This window comes from Pseudomonas sp. FA117 (assembly GCF_057370475.1).
In genome coordinates this window covers 4,690,181-4,709,896 of the sequence record NZ_CM170675.1, presented here as the reverse complement: position 1 = coordinate 4,709,896, position 19,716 = coordinate 4,690,181, and the positions used below count along the sequence as shown (strand labels likewise).

Here is a 19,716-nt window from a genome sequence, read left to right as displayed (position 1 = left end):
GAAGACGTGAATCAAAGGGTCAGGAAGCCGTCGTACAGGCCGTAGGCCGCCACCAGGGCGCCGACGATCACGGCAGCGAAGATCAGTTTTTCCACGTTGGTAAAGATCGGTTGGCCCACCTCGCGCTTGGCCTTGGCGAACAGGATCGCGCCGGGGGCGTAGAGCAGGGCCGACAGCAGCAGGTATTTCACGCCACCGGCATACAGCAGCCAGATCGCGTACAGCAGGGCGATACCGCCGATGATCAGATCCTTGCGCCGCTCGGCCAGGGCCTGCTCGTAGGTTTCGCTGCGCACCGCCAGCAGCACCGCGTAGGCCGCCGACCACAGGTAGGGCACCAGGATCATCGAGGTGGCGAGGTAGATCAGCGACAGGTAGGTGCTGTTGGAGAACAGGGTGATGACGAGGAAAATCTGCACCATGGCGTTGGTCAGCCACAGGGCGTTGGCCGGCACGTGGTTGGCGTTCTCGCGGCGCAGGAACTCGGGCATGGTGTGGTCCTTGGCGGCGGCGAACATGATCTCCGCGCACAGCAGCACCCACGACAGCAAGGCCCCCAGCAGCGAGATGATCAGGCCGACGCTGATCAGCACCGCGCCCCAGTGCCCGACCACATGCTCCAGCACCGCGGCCATCGACGGGTTCTGCAGCCCGGCCAGCTCCGGCTGTGTCATTACGCCCATCGACAGCACGTTGACCAGCACCAGGAACAGCAGCACGGTGATGAAGCCGATGACCGTGGCCTTGCCCACGTCCGAGCGTTTTTCCGCCCGCGAGGAGAAGATGCTCGCGCCCTCGATGCCGATGAACACCCACACGGTGACCAGCATCATGTTGCGCACCTGGTCCATCACGCTGCCCAGGTCGGGCGAGTCCAGGCCCCAGATGTCGGCGGTGAACACTTCGAGCTTGAAGGCGAACAGGCAGATCAGCGCGAACAGCGCCAGCGGCACCACCTTTGCCACCGTGGTGACCAGGTTGATGAACGCAGCCTCCTTGATGCCGCGCAGTACCAGGAAATGCACGCCCCACAGCAACAGCGACGCACCGATCACCGCCGCCGGGGTGTTGCCTTCGCCGAACAGCGGGAAGAAATACCCCAGGGTGCTGAACAGCAGGACGAAGTAGCCGACGTTGCCCAGCCAGGCGCTGATCCAGTAACCCCAGGCCGAAGAGAAGCCCATGTAGTCGCCGAACCCTGCCTTGGCGTAGGCGTACACACCGCCGTCCAGATCAGGTTTGCGGTTGGCCAGGGTCTGGAACACGAAGGCCAGTGTCAGCATGCCGACGGCGGTGATGGCCCAGCCGATCAGGACGGCACCGACACCGGCGCTGGCCGCCATGTTTTGCGGCAGGGAGAAGATCCCCCCGCCAATCATCGAGCCGACGACAAGTGCAACTAACGCGCCGAGCTTTAGTTTTTCGGGAGAATCAGACATTTAACAACTCCATGCCAGGAGAAAGTTGGCGACAGAATAAATCCGACGCCGTGTTCATTCGCTGATATGGATCAGTTCATGATGCGACGGCGTAAGAAAATTTCTTCTCGGGTCTCCTGGAGAGTGCCGACGGCTATGCTGCAGGCCCTGCAGCACGGCACTTCCATGCGTTTCTAGAGCAAACGCTCTGTTTGACCTGCGAACTCTCAAACTAGTCGCTTCTGCCGGTTTCGCAAATTTTCCGGCGACCGTTCGGCTATTGATTGCTATTTTGCGAGTGGGTCGTCAAAGACGCAGTTCGATTGACATGGACATATAGACAATCGAGTTATGACTGCTATAGCTTTAATGGCTTTACTTGATAAACAAGTTGTAACATTTATAGGCGCAAGCCTGCCGGAGCGATGCAGGCGGCAAGCGGGGAGGCGAGTATGAGCGAGCCGGGACACAAGCTGCGCCTGGGTGCCCTGATCGCCCTGGTGGTCGGCTCGATGATCGGCGGAGGGATCTTTTCCTTGCCACAGAACATGGCGGCGCGGGCCGATGTCGGGGCCGTGCTGATCGGCTGGGGCATCACCGCCGTGGGCATGCTGGCGCTGGCCTTCGTGTTCCAGACCCTGGCCAACCGCAAGCCTGACCTGGACTCGGGGGTCTACGCCTACGCCAAGGCGGGTTTTGGCGACTACATGGGTTTTTCCTCGGCTTGGGGCTACTGGATCAGCGCCTGGCTGGGCAATGTCGGCTATTTCGTCCTGCTGTTCAGCACCCTGGGCTTCTACTTCCCGGTGTTCGGGCAGGGCAACACGCCGGTGGCCATCGGCTGTGCGTCGCTGTTGCTGTGGGGCGTGCACTTCCTGGTGCTGCGCGGCATCAAGGAGGCGGCCTTCATCAACCTGGTCACCACCGTGGCCAAGGTCGTGCCGCTGCTGATCTTCATCGTCATCGCCGCCTTCGCGTTCCGTGCCGATATCTTCACCCGCGATATCTGGGGCCTGGGCAACCCGCAGTTCGGCAACGTGCTGGACCAGGTGCGCAACATGATGTTGGTGACGGTGTTTGTGTTCATCGGCATCGAGGGTGCCAGCGTCTATTCCGGGCGTGCCCTGCGCCGATCGGACGTGGGCAAGGCCACGGTGATCGGCTTTCTCGGGGTGCTGTCGCTGCTGGTGCTGGTCAACGTGCTGTCGCTGGGCGTGATGACCCAGCCGGAACTGGCGGGGTTGCAGAACCCGTCGCTGGCCTCGGTGCTGGAGCATATCGTCGGTCCCTGGGGGGCGTTGCTGATCAGCATCGGGCTGGCGGTGTCGTTGCTGGGAGCGCTGCTGTCGTGGGCCCTGCTCTGTGCCGAGATCCTCTTCGCCACTGCTCGCGACAGGACCATGCCGCGGTTTCTCGCCCGGGAGAATGCCAACCAGGTGCCGGCCAATGCATTGTGGCTGACCAACAGCATGATCCAGGGTTTTCTGTTGATCACCCTGTTTTCAGCCGGAACCTACACCAGCCTGATCTACCTGGCTTCGTCGATGATCCTGGTGCCGTATTTCTGGTCAGCTGCCTATGCCGTGCTGCTGGCCTGGCGTGGCGAGGGCTATTCGGCGCAGGCGGGATTGCGGCGCAAGGACCTGGCAGTGGCGATGCTGGCGCTGCTGTATGCGGTGTGGCTGCTGTATGCCGGCGGCCTCAAGTACCTGTTGCTGTCGGCGCTGCTGTATGCGCCAGGGGTGATCCTGTTTGCCCGGGCCAGGCACGAGCAGGGGCAGGCGGTGTTCACCCGTTGGGAGAAGCTGATCTTCGCCGCGGTACTGGTGGGGGCGGCGGTGGCGGCTTGTGCGCTGTACTCAGGGGCGCTGAGTTTGTAAGTGGGTGGCGGTTGTCGAGGCCTCATCGCGGGACAAGCCCGCTCCCACAGGGGATTGGGCTGACCTTTAGATTTTGAACAAGACAGTTGTTCCCACAGGATGCTCACAAACTCGATGGGTCAGCCCCTTTTGTGGGAGCGGGCTTGTCCTGCGATGAGGCCACAACCGTCACCAACGTGCTTGAGCCGACCCCAGCTCGCAAGCCCCGCGCGTCCAGTGCATCTGTGCCTGCCCTACCTTGAGCGGCGCCTTGATCCGCTGCGCGCTCCCCCAAGGCGTCTGTTCCAGATGCGGATCGAGATCCTCCAGCGTTTCCGGCGCCAGCGGTAAATCATCGGCTACGGTCCCGTGCTCGACCAGCAACCTGGCCGTGCGCGCCAGCGAGAAGCGGGCCCGACAGCCGGCGCCGCTAAGCAGCCGCTGCTCCAGCCCGCGAATCGCTTCGGCAGCCATCAGGTATCCGGTGGCGTGGTCGAGCGCCTGCACAGGTAGCGGTATCGGCTTGTCGGCCTGTTGCCAGCGCATGCCTCCGCGGGCGATGCCGCTGCTCATCTGCACCAGGCTGTCGAAACCGCGGCGTGCCTGCCAGGGCCCGCTCCAGCCGTAGGCATTGAGGCTGACGTCGATCAGCCCCGGGTTGAGCTGGCGACGGCGCTGCGCACCGAACCCCAGGTGCTCCAGTGCATCGGCACGGTAGCCATGCAGGAGAATGTCGGCCTTGCCGAGCAGTTGCTCAAAGACCTTGCGGTCGTGCCCGGCTTTCAAGTCCAGGCGCGCGCAGCGCTTGCCCAGGGTGACTTCGGCGACCACCGCAGGTTCTTCCCAGCCGGGTGGGTCGATGCGCAGCACCTCGGCGCCGAAGCCTGCCAGCAGGCGACTGGCGGTGGGGCCGGCGAGAATGCGGGTGAGGTCGAGCACCTTGATGCCTGCCAGCGGGCGCGCTTCGCTGCCGCACCAGGTCAATGGCATTGCGGCGTCGAACCGCTCGCGCAGTACCAGCGGTTCCTGGTTCACCGCCTGCCCCTGCGGGTGCTCGCACCACTGCACCCAACTGCGCATCTTCGCCGCACAGCCGCCAGCTTCGACCACGGCGCTCTCCAGGGCCTCGCCATCCCACTGCAGCACCCGCGCCGCGACTGCCTGGCGATCGGCAGGGGTGCCGAGCACGCTCAGCGCGGCCTTGCGGTGGTGCGGGGCGTTGGTGTGCAGGCGGATCCAGCCATCGCGGGTGGGATAGTCGCCGGCGACCGCATCCCACAAGCCCGGTGTCTGCCAGCCGTGTGGCCGCAGGCTGGTGGCGAACCAGAACGAGGCCAGTCGCCGGTCGACGCTGACCAGTGGGCAGTGGTCGGTCTGACGCTGCAGCAGGCTGGCCAGTGCCAGGCCGGCAGCGGCGATGCTGGCGCCGGCAAGGTCGCTGACGGCATAGGTCGAGGGCAGCGCGCCCACACCCTGCCAGTGCAGCGCGGCGTGGTCGAGCGTCAGTTCGCGGGCGATGGTGTCGAGCAGCTGGGGCATGCAGGATCCTCCGTAGTGGATCCCATTGCAGTACATCCCGCGCGGGGATGCAAATGCTCAGCGCTGCAGTTGGGCGGGAAGCGGCGCGGTCGGTTGCTCGGGGCGTGACCAGATCCACAGGTTGCCCAGGGTCATGCCAGCGATGGCCAGGAACACCGGCCAGTGATGCTCGAGCACCGTCAGCATCAGGCCTGCGCACAGCAGCATGCTGATGGTCGCGCTGACCTTGGCGCGGCGCTGGATCACCTTGCCGTTGCGCCAGTTCCACAGGATCGGCCCGAACAGGCGGTGGTTTTCCAGCCAGGCGGACAAACGCGGCGAGCTGCGGGTGGCGGCCCAGGCGGCCAGGAGGATGAATTCGGTGGTGGGCAGACCGGGTATGACGATGGCGACCAGCCCTATCCCCAGGCTGACATAGGCCAGGATCGCGTACAGCAGGCGGGACAGGCGGGAGCGGGCAAGTCGGGTCATGGTCTCACTGCAAAGCGGTCCGGCCACCCGAATGGTGGCCGGCAGGTGCGTCTCAGGCCAGCGCGGCATCCGTGGCGTAGGCATGCTTGAGCAGTTCGGTGAAGCGCTCGAAGGCGGCTACTGCACCTCGTTCGGCTGCAGTGTCTTCCTCGGCCGACAGTTCCAGGCTGTCGAGGATACGGGTGAACTGCTTCCAGCCTTCGGCACGACCACCGGCAGGCTCGCCCAGGTGGCGGGCACCGAAGCTGTCGGACAACTCCAGGGCCACGGCGCGTTTGATCAGGAACGCAGCGCCCAGTTTGGAGCCTTCGGAGACGAAGATCCAGCCCAGGGCCTCGCCCAGGCTCGGTTTGACCAGTGCGCCAGCGACCGGTGCAGGCACTTCGGTGTTCAGGTCGGCCAGGTCCAGGCGCGCCTGTTCGGCGCGGCAGCGCTCGGCCAGGTCAGGCACGATGGCGATCAGCGCCGGATCGTTGTACAGCGCCTGCAACTCGGACTGGAACAGGTACTGGGCGACGACGAAGCGGGCGAAGCTTTCGCGGCTGTCGAACGGCGCATGCGACTTGACCAGGGCGTCCAGCTCGGTGTGCGGCGCGTGGGTGACCTGGTTCAGGCGTTGCGAGCGCAGGGCGGCGCGCTCGGTGGTGTGGCTGGTCATGGGTGCATCCTTGGGAAATGGGGCTGTCTAGGTACAAGACGAAAGAGAAGACGCAGGACAGTAAAAAAACCTCACCTGGGAGTGGGAGGCATTTGTGTTCGGGAGGGGGCCGCTCCCGCGGGTACCGGGATCAGATATCCCAGACCACGTTGATGGCAAAGTTGCGTCCCGGCATGGTCAGGCGGTCGAGGTTGGCCGGCTGGGTCACCGCCGCCTCGCCAAGGCCGTCGTAGCCGCGCACGTCATCCCACTGCCAGTACTTCTTGTCGGTGAGGTTGTAGAGGCCGGCATTGACGGTCACATCCTCGGTCACCTTGTAGAAACCGGTCAGGTCCAGCACGCCGTAGCCCGGGGTGCGGAACTGCGAACTGGCGCCGTCCGGGGCGAAGAAGGTGCTGTCGTCGACGCGGGTCTTGCGCTTGACCAGTGTCCAGGTGAGCAGGCCGCCGTAGTTCTGCTGTTCGTAGCCCAGGCCCATCACCGCGGTCAGCGGGTTGACGCTGTTCAGCGGCTGGCCGTTGTCGTCGTTGCGGCCGTTGGCGTAGGCCAGCGAGCCCTGGGTGTAGAGGCCTTGCGGCGCACCGAAGTGATCCAGGTTCAGGCGGCCCTTGAACTCGGCACCCTTGATGGTCGCGTGCTTGATGTTGTTGGCCTGGAAGGTCGAGCCCAGGTTGGCCGACTGCACGGCGTCCTCGTTGATGAAGTCGCGGTACTTGTTGTAGAACACCGCGACGTCGAAGTTGCCGGCCTCGAAGTTGCCGCGCAGGCCGGTTTCGTAGCTCTTGCTCTTCTCAGGTTCGAGGTTGGGGTTGGGTTCGACGCTGTAGCCCAGGGTCGGGTTGTCGAAACGTCCGTACATGGCCTTGGCGGTCGGGGTGCGGAAGCCTTCGGCGTACTGGCCGTACCAGGTGTAATTGTCGTTGAAGGCGTAGGTGATGCCGAACTTGGGCGACACGCGGTGCCACTTCTTGTCGCCGTCGTCGACGCTGGACGGCGCCGCGCCGGTGCCCTGGATGCCCCGCAGGAATTCGGCGGTCATCTTCGGTTCCATCCGGGTGTAGTCGTAGCGTGCACCCGGCAGGAAAGTCCAGTTGTTCCAGCGGATCTCGTCCTGGGCGAACAGGCTGTAGGTGTTGATGGTCGGGTCCGGGAAGTCGCTGACCAGCGCCTGGCCGTCGCCCGGGCTGTTCTGGCCGATGGAACGGCAGCTGCCGCCGATGTTCAGGCAGGTGCCGGTGCCGCTGCGCGAGCCGGTGACCTTTTCGTGCTTGAGGGTGGTGCCATAGGTGAGCAGGTGGTCGGTCTCGCCGATGCTGAAGGCCTTGTCGAACTGGCCGTCGAACACCCACTGGCGATCCTTGTAGGTGGTCTGGCGATCGCGGGCCACCTGGCGACCGGAGGCGAAGTAGAGTTCGTCGGTGCGCTGGTCGGTCTTGGCGATCTGGTAGTTCAGGCTCCACTTGACGTGGTCGGCGACCAGGCTGTCGAGGCCGAACTCGTGGTTGATGCCGAAACGCTCGCGGGTGACGGTGTCGTTGCCCTGGCGCATGCGGTAGGAGTTCATGGCGCCGAAGCCTGGAATGAACGGCCCGCCCACGGCGCTGAGGATGTTCTGGTCGCGGTCGTCCTTGTAGTGCTCGTAGGTGAAGCCCAGGCGCGCATCGTCGGCGTAGTTCCAGCCCAGTTTGGCCAGCACGTTGGTGGTGCGCACGTCTTCCGGGTTGGCTTCGGTGCGGGCCAGGCCGGTGCCGCCATGACCGCCGTAGGATTCGGTTTCATGGCCGTTGCGCTGGCTCAGGTGCAGCAGGCCGTCGAAGTCGCCCTGGCGGCCGGCGACGGTGGCGGAGGTCAGCCAGCTCTCGTCGGCCGAGCTGTAGCCGGTCTTGAGGCGGGCACCGACGTCCTTGCCTGGCTTGATGATGTCGTCCGGATCGAGGGTGTAGTAGCTCACGGCGCCGCCGATGGCGTTGCTGCCGTACAGCACCGAGGCCGGACCGCGCAGGATTTCCACGCGCTTGACGATCTCGGGGTCGACGTAGTTGCGCTGGGTCTGGGCGTAGGGGCCATAGAAGAAGCTGTCGGGGATCGACACGCCATCGACCTGGGTGAGGATCCGCTCGCCGTCGATGCCGCGGATGTTGTAGCCGTTCAGGCCGCTGCGCTGGCCGACGCCGCCGACCGAAACGCCGGGCTCGTAGCGCACCAGTTGCTTGATGTCGTTGACGTTCTGCCGATCCAGTTGCTCGCGGGTCTGCACGCTGACCGTGCTCGGTACCTGGCTGACGTCCTGGGCGCTGCGGGTGGCGCTGACGGTCAGTTGCTGCAGGGCGATGGCGTTGCCGGCGACCTGGCGCTCGAGCACGACGTTGCCGTTGCCGATCTTGCGAAAGCCCAGCCCGGTACCGTGCAGCAGTTTCTGCAGCGCCGCTTCCGGTGCCAGTGCCCCTTGCACGCCCGGCGAGGCCACGCCCTCGGCCAGTTCGGCGGAGAAGCCGACCTGCCAGCCGGTGACGGCGCTGAACGCATTGATCGCTGAAACCAGTGGCTGCTGAGCGATGGCGAAGCGGTAGTCACCCATGCGCGGGCTGGCGGCCTGGGCCGGTTCCACGGCGAACGCCGGCAGGCTGCAGGCGCCGCTGGCCAGCAGGGCCAGGGTCAGCAGGGACAGTTGCCCCTTGCGTCGGGAAGAGGGGGACGGGCGGGTTGGACCTGAGGACATCGGAAGCGCTCCCTGTCGCGCGAACTGTTATAGGTGAGTGCAGTTCTTGTTTTCGAACAAGAATCAGTTGCATTGGCTATAACGAGACGGGCGTGGTGCGGGAGTCGCGTAAAAATAATTCCTGCGGCTGCAGGAGCGGGTGCAATTCAGTTGAGAATCACCACCGCCGGGTATTCGTGCAGTTGCGCCGAGGTGATGTGCGCCAGCGCCCGCAGGGCTTCCAGCGGTTGGTCGAGCCGGTAGTTGCCGGTGACCGCCACCTGCTCCAGGTGGTCGTTGCGGTTGATGATCCAGCCGGGGTAATAGCGGCGCAGTTCATCGAGCACCTGGCTCAGCGGGCAGTTCTCGAACACCAGGCGGCCGTCGATCCAGGCCAGTTCCTTGTGCAGGTCGGCGCGCTGGCGCTGGCCGAAGCCGTCGGGGCCGACGCTGATGCTGTCACCGGCACTCAGGCGGATGCGCTGGTCGCTCGCCGCCTGCAGGTCGATGTCGCCGCGCTGCACGCGCACCTGTGCCTGGCCATCGAGGTAGCGCACGGCGAAATTGGTGTCGCGTACCTGCGCACGCATGGGGCCGGCCTGCACTTCCAGGGCTGGCTGGTTACCGCCGGGCACCTCGAAATACGCTTCGCCCTGCAGCAGCCGCGCGACCTGGCGACCGTCGCGCAGGTCGCTGGCAAAGGCCGAGTTGGTGTTGAGCAACACCTTGGCGCCGTCATCGAGCTGCAGCCGCTGGCGTTCGCCGACCACGGTCAGGTGATCGGCCTGCAGGCGTACCGGTAGATTGCCGAAGGTGAACAGCCCTACCAGCAGCACGGCCGCGGTGGACAGCGGTTTCCAGTGACGGCGCAGACGCCCGCGCAGCGAAGTGCGGCGCTGCTGGTGCAGGTCGCCGGCGAGGTGGCGCAGGGCGACGCCATTCCACAGCGCTTCGGCTTCGACATAGGCTTCGGCGTTCTGCTCGGCCGCGCCGAGCCAGGCCTCGAACGCCTGGGTGTCCTGCTCGCTTGGGCATTGCAGGCGGATCAGCCAGTCCTGCGCTTCGTCCATGGCACGGGCGCGGGCGTCTGGCTCGGCGGGCGATGGGCGAGGGGCGGGGTTGCTCACGGAGGATCCTTGCATGGCGTTTTTTGCAGATGATCGGTGCTGCGCGCAGGCATGGCAAGAGCAGCGACCTGTTCGGACGGCGAGCGGTCGCTCACTTGAGGCGCTCGGCCACTCCCATGCAGATCGCCATGATCAGCTTGAGTTCCTTCTGCACCGTGCTGGCCGAGACCTGCAACTGCTCGGCGATTTCCAGGTAGCTGGCGCCATGCAGGCGGCTGAGGATGAAGATGCGCTGCTGGCGCGTGGTGAGCTGGCCGAGGCTGACGCTCAGGCGCTTGAGCAGTTGCTCGGCATGCACGGCGTCCTCGCTGGTGCCCAGCGGCGCTGCGACATTGTGCAGGACCTGTTCGGGCACATCGTCGACCAGCGTGCGCGACTGCACGCGGCGCGCGCGCAGGTGGTCGAGCGCCAGGTTGCGGGCGGTCTGGAACACGAAGGGTTCCAGGTGCTCGATCGGGCGCTCGACCAGGGCACGGGTGACCCGCAGGTAGGTTTCCTGCAGCAGGTCTTCTGCCGTGCTGGGGTTGCCGACCATGCGCTGCAGGGTGCGCAGCAGGGTGAGGCGCTGGGTGAGGAAGACTGAATTGAACCGGGACTGACTCACGGGGAAACCTGGCCGATGAGGGGTGAATGATAATGCTTATCATCCATATGCCAGGTCAAGGGGAGAAATGTCATGAAGGGGTAAAGGTCGGGGCCGCCGGGCAGCCCCGAGGCCCTTCATTGCGCGCGGAACAGCGCCAGGCAGTTGTCCAGCATGCGGTTGGAGAAGCCCCATTCGTTGTCGTACCAGGCCAGCACCTTGAGCATGCGGCCGTTGGCGCGGGTGTGGTTGGCGTCGAAGATCGACGACAGCGGGTTGTGGTTGAAGTCGCACGAGACCAGCGGCAGGCTGTTGTAGCCGAGCACCCGCGAATGGCGGCTGGCCTCGAGGAACAGGCGGTTGACTTCGTCGGCGCTGGCCTCGCGCTTGAGGTTGACGGTCAGGTCGACCAGCGACACGTTGATCACCGGCACGCGCACGGCCATGCCGGTGAGCTTGCCGGCCAGCTCCGGCAGCACCAGGCCCACGGCTTCGGCGGCGCCGGTCTTGCTCGGGATCATCGACTGGGTGGCGGAGCGGGCACGGTAGGGGTCGCTGTGGTAGACGTCGGTCAGCACCTGGTCGTTGGTGTAGGCGTGGATGGTGGTCATCAGGCCCTGTTCGATGCCGAACTCGCGCTGCAGCACCTGGGCGATCGGCGCCAGGCAGTTGGTGGTGCACGAGGCGTTGGAGATGACCTGGTGCGAGGCGCGCAGCACATCGTGGTTGACGCCATACACCACGGTGGCGTCGGCGCCCTTGGCCGGGGCCGAGATGATCACCTTGCCGGCGCCGGCGGTGATGTGGGCCGCGGCCTTGGCGCGTTCGGTGAACAGCCCGGTGCACTCGAATACCACATCGATGGCTTCGGCTTTCCAAGGCAGTTCGGCGGGGTTGCGGATGGCGCTGACGGCGATGCGATCGCCGTTGACCGTCAGGCTTTCATGGTCGGCCTCGACGGTGGCCTCGAAGGTGCCATGTACGCTGTCGTACTTGAGCAGGTGGGCATTCATCGCGCTGTCGCCCAGGTCGTTGATGGCGACGACCTGCAGGTCCTGGCGGTAGCCTTGGGTATAGAGTGCGCGCAGGACGTTGCGTCCGATGCGGCCGAATCCGTTGATCGCGATGCGAAGGGTCATTGGCATTACCTCTGGCAGTTCGGGTGAAGCCTGTGGCACAACAGGGGCAACAGCTTCACTGAAACGGTTTTGTTATTGGAATTACAAGATTATTCACTCCAAGATAGAAAACAAGCATTTTTAGTGGCAATATTTTGGTAAATCTACAACGAGTGATCGAGCCGTCCGCGCCAACGACCTTTCCGGCCCCTACCTTGAGCCTAGGTCGCAATCGTTTGGAGCGGAAAATTCGGTTCAGGTCGCCCTTACACATAGCCTGGAGTCCAGTATATGCATCCGCGCATCCTAGAGGTCACCGCGAGGCTGACCGAACGCAGCCGCGCCACCCGTGAACGCTACCTCGAGCTCATTCGCGGCGCGGCCAGCGACGGCCCGATGCGTGGCACCCTGCAGTGCGCCAACTTCGCCCACGGCGTGGCCGGCTGCGGCAGCCAGGACAAAGACACCCTGCGGATGATGAACGCTGCCAACGTGGCCATCGTCTCGGCGTACAACGACATGCTCTCGGCGCACCAGCCGTACCAGCACTTCCCCGAACAGATCAAGCAGGCCCTGCGCGAAATCGGCTCGGTCGGCCAGTTCGCCGGTGGCGTGCCGGCCATGTGCGATGGCGTGACACAGGGCGAGCCCGGCATGGAGCTGGCGATCGCCAGCCGCGAAGTGATCGCCATGTCCACCGCCATCGCCCTGTCGCACAACATGTTCGACGCCGCGTTGATGCTGGGCATCTGCGACAAGATCGTTCCCGGCCTGATGATGGGGGCGCTGCGCTTCGGCCACCTGCCGACCATTTTCGTCCCAGGCGGGCCGATGCCCTCGGGCATCTCCAACAAGCAAAAGGCCGACGTGCGCCAGCGCTACGCCGAGGGCAAGGCCAGCCGCGAAGAGCTGCTCGAGTCGGAGATGAAGTCCTACCACAGCCCGGGCACCTGCACCTTCTATGGCACGGCCAACACCAACCAGCTGGTGATGGAGGTAATGGGCCTGCATCTGCCCGGCGCCTCGTTCGTCAACCCCTACACCCCGCTGCGCGATGCACTGACCGCCGAGGCGGCGCAGCAGGTCACGCGCATGACCAAGGCCAGCGGCAGCTTCATGCCGCTGGGCGAGATCGTCGACGAGAAGGCGCTGGTCAACTCCATCGTCGCCCTGCACGCCACCGGCGGCTCCACCAACCACACCCTGCACATCCCGGCGATTGCCCAGGCGGCCGGCATCCAGCTGACCTGGCAGGACATGGCCGACCTCTCCGAAGTGGTGCCGACGCTGTCCCACGTCTATCCCAACGGCAAGGCCGACATCAACCACTTCCAGGCTGCAGGTGGCATGAGCTTCCTGATCCGCGAGCTGCTCGATGCCGGGCTGCTGCACGAGGACGTCAACACCGTTGCCGGCCATGGCCTGCGCCGCTACACCCAGGAGCCATTCCTCGACGACGGCAAGCTGGTCTGGCGCGAGGGGCCGCAGCAGAGCCTGGACGAGAGCATCCTGCGTCCGGTGGCGCGGCCGTTCTCGGCTGAAGGTGGCCTGCGGGTGATGGAAGGCAACCTGGGGCGCGGGGTGATGAAAGTCTCCGCCGTGGCACCTGAACACCAGGTGGTCGAGGCGCCTGCGCGGATCTTCCACGACCAGCAGTCTCTGGCCGATGCCTTCAAGGCCGGCGAGCTGGAGCGCGATTTCGTTGCCGTGGTGCGCTTCCAGGGCCCGCGTTGCAATGGCATGCCCGAACTGCACAAGCTCACGCCATTCCTTGGCGTGCTGCAGGATCGTGGCTACAAGGTGGCGCTGGTCACCGACGGGCGCATGTCCGGCGCCTCGGGCAAGATTCCGGCGGCTATCCATGTGTGCCCCGAAGCGTATGATGGCGGCCCGCTGGCACGGGTGCGCGATGGTGATATCGTGCGTGTCGACGGCGTCGAAGGTACGTTGCAGCTGATGGTGTCGGCCGAGGAACTGGCCGGGCGCGATCAGCCCGAGGCACCCCAGGGCAACGACCTGGGCTGCGGACGCGAGCTGTTCGGTTTCATGCGCATGGCATTCAGCCCGGCAGAGCAGGGCGCCAGCGCCTTTACTTCTGCCCTGGAGCGTTTCAAATGAAGGCCTTGCTGGTCGGTGACATCGGCGGTACCAACGCCCGCTTTGCCCTGTGGCGCAACAACGATCTGCACGCCGTGCAGGTGCTTGCGACGGCGGACTATTCCAGCCCCGAGCAGGCCATCGAGGCCTACCTCAAGGAGCAGGGCCTCGAACGTGGCGGCGTCTCTCAGGTGTGCCTGTCGGTGGCCGGTCCCGTCGATGGCGACGAGTTTCGCTTCACCAACAATCACTGGCGCCTGAGCCGCTCGGCATTCTGCCAGGTGCTGCAGGTCGAGCGGCTGTTGCTGATCAACGATTTTTCCGCCATGGCGCTGGGCATGACACGCCTCAAGCCCGGCGAGTTCGTCGAGGTGTGCGCCGGCCAGGCGGACCCTGGGCGTCCGGCGCTGGTCATCGGTGCAGGCACCGGTCTGGGTGTCGGCACCTTGCTGAGCCTGGGCGAGCAGCACTGGATGGCGCTGCCGGGCGAGGGCGGGCATGTCGACCTGCCGGTGGGCAACGCCCGCGAAGCGGCGATCCACCAGCAGATCCATCAGCAGATCGGCCATGTCAGCGCCGAAACCGTGCTCAGTGGCGGTGGCCTGGTGCGCCTGTATCAGGCGATCTGCGCGCTGGACGGCGGCACGCCGCTGCACAAGACCCCGGCACAGATCACCGACGCCGCGCTGGGTGGCGAGCCACGTGCGCAGGCGGTGATCGAACAGTTTTCGCGGTTTCTCGGGCGCGTGGCCGGCAACAACGTGCTGACCCTTGGCGCGCGCGGTGGAGTCTATATCGTCGGCGGAGTGGTGCCGCGCTTTGCCGAGCTGTTCCTGCGCAGCGGGTTCGCCGCAAGCTTTGCCGACAAGGGCTGCATGAGCGGCTACTTCCCGGGTGTGCCGGTGTGGCTGGTGACGGCGGAGTTTTCCGGGTTGCTCGGAGCCGGTGTGGCTTTGCAGCAGATGCTGGACCACTGAAGGTCGGTTGTGCTGCCATTCGCGGGCAAGCCCGCTCCCACAAGGAACTCTGGGAGCGGGCTTGCCCGCGAATGGCGTCGACACCGATAGTATGTCGCCACAACAGGCATCAAGACCTGTGCCGACCAAAGGGAATTCATTGTGAGCACTGCCGGTAAAACCATCCTGATGGTCGATGACGATCAGGACATTCGCGAACTGCTGCAGACCTATCTCAGCCGCTCCGGCTTCCAGGTCCATGCCGAACCTGACGGCCAGGGCTTTCGCCGCGCGCTCGATGCCGGCAGCTACGACCTGGTGATCCTCGACGTGATGCTACCCGACGAAGACGGTTTCAGCCTGTGCCGCTGGGTGCGCCAGCACCCGCGCCAGTCGCGGGTGCCGATCATCATGCTCACCGCCAGTTCCGATGAGGCTGACCGTGTCATCGGCCTGGAGCTGGGCGCCGACGATTACCTGGGCAAGCCGTTCAGCCCGCGCGAGCTGCAGGCGCGGATCAAGGCCCTGCTGCGTCGCTGCGATTTCACCACGGCCACGCCCGCCAGTGCCGTGCTGGCCTTCGAGGACTGGCGCCTGGATACGGTCAGCCATCGCCTGTTCCACCGCGACGGCGAAGAAGTGATTCTCTCCGGTGCCGACTTCGCCCTGCTCAAGCTGTTTCTCGACCATCCCCAGCAGATCCTCGACCGCGACACCATCGGCAATGCCACCCGTGGCCGTGAGCCGATGCCGCTGGACCGCATCGTCGACATGGCGGTCAGCCGCCTGCGCCAGCGCCTGCGTGACACCGACAAGCCGCCTCGGCTGATCCGCACCGTGCGCGGCAGCGGCTACCTGCTCGCGGCGAATGTCAGCTGTGGCGGCTGAACAGCTGGTCGAGCGCCGCTGGCGCCTGCTGCCGCGCTCGCTGCTCGGGCGCATGCTGCTGCTCACCTTGCTGGTGGTGTTGATCGCCCAAGGCTTGTCGAGCCTGATCTGGGTCGCCCAGTTACGCGCCAGCCAACTGCAGGGGCTGCGCGCCAGCGCCAGCAGCCTCGCACACTCGATGAGCGCCAGCGTCAGCTACTTCCGTTCCCTGCCGGTGGCCTACCGGCCGATGGTGCTCGACCAGTTGCGCAGCATGGGCGGCACACGTTTCTTCGTCTCGCTCAATGAAAAACCGCTGGACATGCCGGTGCTGCCCATCACCCCGCGCAAGCAGGCGGTGATCGAGGTGTTCCAGCAGGTGCTGCATGAGCGTCTCGGTCAGCAGATGGAAATTTCCGTCGAGTTCGTCAGCCCCGACGACCTGCGCATCTTCAACAGTGGCCTGAAGCTCGACGAACTGCCACGCTCCTGGGCGCACTATGCGCTGACGCTGGAACCGCTCAATCCGCCGGTCCTGGTCACCCAGATCCGCCTCGACGAGGGCGAGTGGCTGTACATCGCCTCGCTGCTGCCCGAGCCCTACACAGGACTCGAGCCCGAGCGCCTGCCGCGCCAGCAGATCGGCTTCATTGCCCTGACCACGATGTTGCTGTTGCTGTTCATCGGCCTGCTGGTGCACTGGCAGAGCTGGCCGCTCAAGCGCCTGGCGCGGGCCGCGCGGGAGATGTCACTGGGCGCCGATGTACCGCCGGTGGCAGAAGGTGGCGGTAGCGAGGTGGTGGAGGTGGGGCGAGCGTTCAACGCCATGCGCGAACGCATCAGCCGCTACCTGACCGAGCGCTCGCAGTTGTTCAGCGCCATCTCCCACGACCTGCGCACGCCGATCACCCGCCTGCGCCTGCGCGTGGAACTGCTCGAGGACGAGCACCTGCAGGCCAAGTTCAGTCGCGACCTCGATGAGCTGGAGCTGCTGGTCAAGGGCGCGCTGCAATGCGTGAAGGATACTGACATCCACGAGAACATCGAGCCGATCGACCTCAACCAGGTGCTGGAAATCCTCGCCGAGCCCTACCTGCGCGATGGTCGCATCACCGTCGAAGGGCGTGCGCTGGCGCCTTATCCGGGCAAACCGCTGGCCTTGCGGCGGTGCATCGGCAATCTGATCGACAACGCCATCAAGTACGGCGAGCGTGCGCACCTGCGCATCATCGACAACGCCGAGGGCTTCGTGCTGCAGGTCGACGACCAGGGGCCAGGTGTACCGGAGCAGCGCCTGGAGCAGGTGTTCGAGCCACATTTCCGTCTCGCCCAGCAACAGCAGGGGTATGGGTTGGGACTGGGGATCGCGCGCAACATCGCCCATAGCCATGGCGGCGAGGTGAGCTTGCTGAACCTGCGCGAGGGGGGCTTGCGGGTGACGTTGTGCCTGCCGCGTACGCTCGATTGATCGGGCCGGGCCTGTCGCGGGATGCTTGTGAAAGCGGGCTGGCCCCGCGATGAGGCCACTGAAAGTGTCACCGAATGGTGACATTCGCGCAGGCCTTCGTGACATGCCCGCCGGGACGGCTGGCTAGAATTCGCTGACGACAGGCACCCGGCCTGTCCCTGGCAAGGATTGAGCAGGTGATGGACAGCGTCGATTTCCCTTTCAGCAGTTGGCTCGACTCCCCGGTTCACAACGCCTGGCTGATCGCCGAGGGCCAGCGCCTGGTAACCTTCGCCAAGGCCTCGCGCCTACCTGGCGGTTTCGGCAGCCTCGATGCCCGGGGCCGGCTGCCCGATGGCGCGATCGCCGATACCCTGAACACTGCACGCATGACCCACTGCTTCGCCATGGCTCATGTGCAGGGCATTCCTGGCTGTCTGGCGCTGGTGGAGCACGGTGTCGCGGCACTGCTCGCAGGGCCGCTGCGCGATGCGCGCAATGATGGCTGGTTCATCCGCGCCGACGGCGAGGGCGATACCGGCAAGACCGCCTACCTGCATGCCTTCGTCGCCTTGGCCGCCAGTTCCGCGGTGGTTGCCGGTGCACCTGGCGCCGAGCAGTTGCTCGGAGCGGCCATCGCGGTTATCGAGACGCGCTTCTGGAGCGAGGAGGAGGGCGCCCTGCGCGAGTCCTTCGCCCATGACTGGACGCAGCCGGAAGCCTACCGTGGCGCCAACAGCAACATGCACGCCACCGAGGCCTTCCTCGCCCTGGCCGATGTCACCGGCGACACGCACTGGCTCGACCGCGCCCTGCGCATCGCCGAGCGCATCATCCACACCCATGCCGCCGGCAATCACTTCGGTGTCATCGAGCATTTCGACGTGCACTGGCAGGCGCTGCCCGACTACAACCACGACAACCCCACCGACGGCTTTCGCCCCTACGGCACCACGCCCGGCCATGCATTCGAGTGGGCGCGCTTGATCCTCCATCTGGAGGCTGCGCGCAAGCAGGCCGGCCTGCCAGCCCCCCAGTGGTTGCCGGACGACGCACGCGGCCTGTTCGCCACGGCCTGCCGCCACGCCTGGGACGCCGATGGTGCACCCGGCATCGTCTACACCCTCGACTGGCACAACCGCCCGGTGGTTCGCGCGCGCCTGCACTGGACCCACGCCGAAGCCTGCGCCACCGCCGCGGCACTGCTGCGGCGCACTGGCGAGCCTGAATACGAGCGCTGGTACCGACGTTTCTGGGACTTCATCGACATCCACTTCATCGATCGCGAGCACGGCAGCTGGCACCATGAACTGGATTCGCAGAACCGCCCTGGCGCAAGCATCTGGGGCGGCAAGCCCGATCTTTACCACGCCTATCAGGCGGTGCTCCTGCCGCGTCTGCCATTGGCACCGAGCCTGGCCACTGCGCTGGCCCTGGGCAATGTAACCAAGTGATGACATTCACGCATCGCTTCGTTACCTGCCCTGGTCTGCGCGCTCATTAGACTTCATGCAACGCAAGCGAACGACTTGCATCGCATAACAACAAGAAAGGTATACCGATGAATTCCACTCTGCGCCTCGCCGCCGCTATTTCCCTCGCCTCGCTCATGCCCCTCAGCGCCTTCGCCGCCGAATCCAAAGGCAGCGTCGAGGTGGTGCACTGGTGGACCTCCGGTGGCGAGAAAGCTGCCGTCGACGTCCTCAAGGCCCAGGTCGAGAAAGACGGCTTCACCTGGAAAGACGGCGCTGTGGCCGGTGGCGGTGGTTCCACCGCGATGACCGTGCTCAAGAGCCGCGCCGTGGCCGGCAACCCGCCAGGCGTAGCCCAGATCAAGGGCCCGGACATCCAGGACTGGGCGGCCACAGGCCTGCTCGACAGCGATGTGCTCAAGGACGTCGCCAAGCAGGAGAAGTGGGACAGCCTGCTCGACAAGAAGGTCGCCGACACCGTCAAGTACGAAGGTGACTACGTTGCGGTGCCGGTGAACATCCACCGCATCAACTGGCTGTGGATCAACCCTGAAGTGTTCAAGAAGGCCGGCATCGACAAGGCGCCGACCACCCTCGAAGAATTCTACGCTGCCGGCGACAAGCTCAAGGCCGCAGGTTTCATCCCCCTGGCCCATGGTGGCCAGCCGTGGCAGGACAGCACCGTGTTCGAGAACGTGGTGCTCGCGGTAATGGGCGTGGATGGCTACAAGAAGGCCATGGTCGACCTCGACGAGAAAACCCTCACCGGTCCGGAAATGGTCAAGGCACTGACCGAGCTGAAAAAGGTTGCCACCTACATGGACCCTGACGGCAAGGGCCAGGACTGGAACCTCGAGGCCGCCAAGGTCATCAACGGCAAGGCTGGCATGCAGATCATGGGCGACTGGGCCAAGAGCGAGTGGACCCTGGCCAGGAAGGTCGCGGGCAAGGACTACCAGTGCGTACCCTTCCCTGGCACCGAAAAAGGCTTCCTGTACAACATCGACTCGCTGGCAGTGTTCAAGCAGAAGAACGAAGGCACCACTGCAGGTCAGCAGGACATCGCCAAGCGTGTGCTGGGTGAAGACTTCCAGAAGACCTTCAGCACCAACAAGGGCTCGATCCCGGTGCGCAACGACATGCTTGCCGACATGACCAAGTACGGCTTCGACAGCTGCGCCCAGACCGCCGCCAAGGACTTCCTGGCTGACGCCAAGTCCGGAGGCCTGCAGCCGAGCATGGCGCACAACATGGCGACCACGCTCGCCGTGCAGGGCGCCTTCTTCGATGTGGTGACCAACTACATCAACGACCCCAAGGCCGATCCGGCCGATGCGGCGAAGAAGCTCAATGCGGCGGTCAAGGCTGCCCAGTAACGGCCCAATCGCGGGGCAAGCCCGCTCCCA

15 protein-coding genes are annotated in these 19,716 nt (G+C 65.1%); 7 read left to right on the top strand and 8 right to left on the bottom strand.

Features of this window, described 5'->3' with window-relative positions; translation table 11 throughout:
• Window positions 1-11 precede the first annotated feature (11 nt).
• Window positions 12-1,439: an arginine-ornithine antiporter gene (gene arcD / locus AC1TXO_RS21745; protein ID WP_486403641.1), complete on the bottom strand. Its 1,428-nt coding sequence runs from the start codon at window positions 1,437-1,439 to the stop codon at window positions 12-14.
• Window positions 1,440-1,870: 431 nt separating this feature from the next.
• Between arcD (AC1TXO_RS21745) and arcD (AC1TXO_RS21740) the strand changes: the two genes are divergently transcribed.
• Window positions 1,871-3,298 carry an arginine-ornithine antiporter gene (gene arcD / locus AC1TXO_RS21740; protein ID WP_486403640.1) on the top strand — a complete coding sequence of 476 codons (1,428 nt, stop codon included), beginning with the start codon at window positions 1,871-1,873 and terminating at the stop codon, window positions 3,296-3,298.
• A gap of 168 nt (window positions 3,299-3,466) precedes the next feature.
• On the opposite strand, the gene AC1TXO_RS21735 is transcribed toward arcD (AC1TXO_RS21740), so the two are convergent.
• From AC1TXO_RS21735 to gap, 7 genes are all read right to left on the bottom strand, one after another.
• On the bottom strand, window positions 3,467-4,816 hold the full coding sequence (locus AC1TXO_RS21735; protein ID WP_486403639.1) for a CoA transferase: 1,350 nt from the start codon (window positions 4,814-4,816) through the stop codon (window positions 3,467-3,469).
• Between the two features lie 57 nt (window positions 4,817-4,873).
• The gene (locus AC1TXO_RS21730) at window positions 4,874-5,287 is read right to left on the bottom strand and encodes a YbaN family protein (protein WP_186667933.1); all 414 of its coding nucleotides are present in this window, start codon (window positions 5,285-5,287) and stop codon (window positions 4,874-4,876) included.
• A gap of 52 nt (window positions 5,288-5,339) precedes the next feature.
• The gene (locus AC1TXO_RS21725; RefSeq protein ID WP_486403638.1) at window positions 5,340-5,945 is read right to left on the bottom strand and encodes a biliverdin-producing heme oxygenase; all 606 of its coding nucleotides are present in this window, start codon (window positions 5,943-5,945) and stop codon (window positions 5,340-5,342) included.
• A 130-nt stretch (window positions 5,946-6,075) separates the two neighbouring features.
• Window positions 6,076-8,664 carry a TonB-dependent receptor gene (locus AC1TXO_RS21720; protein ID WP_486403637.1) on the bottom strand — a complete coding sequence of 863 codons (2,589 nt, stop codon included), beginning with the start codon at window positions 8,662-8,664 and terminating at the stop codon, window positions 6,076-6,078.
• Between the two features lie 146 nt (window positions 8,665-8,810).
• Window positions 8,811-9,713 (bottom strand): FecR family protein, encoded by a 903-nt coding sequence (locus AC1TXO_RS21715; RefSeq protein WP_486406884.1) that lies wholly within the window; start codon window positions 9,711-9,713, stop codon window positions 8,811-8,813.
• A 148-nt stretch (window positions 9,714-9,861) separates the two neighbouring features.
• Window positions 9,862-10,374, bottom strand: a complete 513-nt coding sequence (locus AC1TXO_RS21710) for an RNA polymerase sigma factor (protein WP_486403636.1) — start codon at window positions 10,372-10,374, stop codon at window positions 9,862-9,864.
• Between the two features lie 116 nt (window positions 10,375-10,490).
• The gene (gene gap, locus AC1TXO_RS21705; protein ID WP_486403635.1) at window positions 10,491-11,492 is read right to left on the bottom strand and encodes a type I glyceraldehyde-3-phosphate dehydrogenase; all 1,002 of its coding nucleotides are present in this window, start codon (window positions 11,490-11,492) and stop codon (window positions 10,491-10,493) included.
• A gap of 270 nt (window positions 11,493-11,762) precedes the next feature.
• Here gap and edd point away from each other — a divergent pair, with 270 nt between their 5' ends.
• The 6 genes from edd (at window position 11,763) to AC1TXO_RS21675 (ending at window position 19,686) form a co-directional block, all read left to right on the top strand.
• Entirely contained in the window at window positions 11,763-13,589 is a 1,827-nt protein-coding gene (gene edd, locus AC1TXO_RS21700) for a phosphogluconate dehydratase (protein WP_486403634.1), read from the top strand.
• Complete coding sequence (locus AC1TXO_RS21695; protein ID WP_486403633.1) at window positions 13,586-14,545, top strand: glucokinase; 960 nt, start codon at window positions 13,586-13,588, stop codon at window positions 14,543-14,545. The genes edd and AC1TXO_RS21695 overlap by 4 nt, the downstream gene beginning before the upstream one ends.
• Window positions 14,546-14,713: 168 nt before the next feature.
• A complete protein-coding gene (locus AC1TXO_RS21690; protein WP_486406883.1) occupies window positions 14,714-15,412 on the top strand; it encodes a response regulator in 699 nt (232 codons plus the stop codon).
• Between the two features lie 52 nt (window positions 15,413-15,464).
• The gene (locus AC1TXO_RS21685; protein WP_486406882.1) at window positions 15,465-16,859 is read left to right on the top strand and encodes an ATP-binding protein; all 1,395 of its coding nucleotides are present in this window, start codon (window positions 15,465-15,467) and stop codon (window positions 16,857-16,859) included.
• A 179-nt stretch (window positions 16,860-17,038) separates the two neighbouring features.
• Window positions 17,039-18,292 carry a D-mannose isomerase gene (locus AC1TXO_RS21680; protein WP_486403632.1) on the top strand — a complete coding sequence of 418 codons (1,254 nt, stop codon included), beginning with the start codon at window positions 17,039-17,041 and terminating at the stop codon, window positions 18,290-18,292.
• 107 nt (window positions 18,293-18,399) lie between these two features.
• Window positions 18,400-19,686: an ABC transporter substrate-binding protein gene (locus tag AC1TXO_RS21675; RefSeq protein WP_486403631.1), complete on the top strand. Its 1,287-nt coding sequence runs from the start codon at window positions 18,400-18,402 to the stop codon at window positions 19,684-19,686.
• Window positions 19,687-19,716 lie beyond the last annotated feature (30 nt).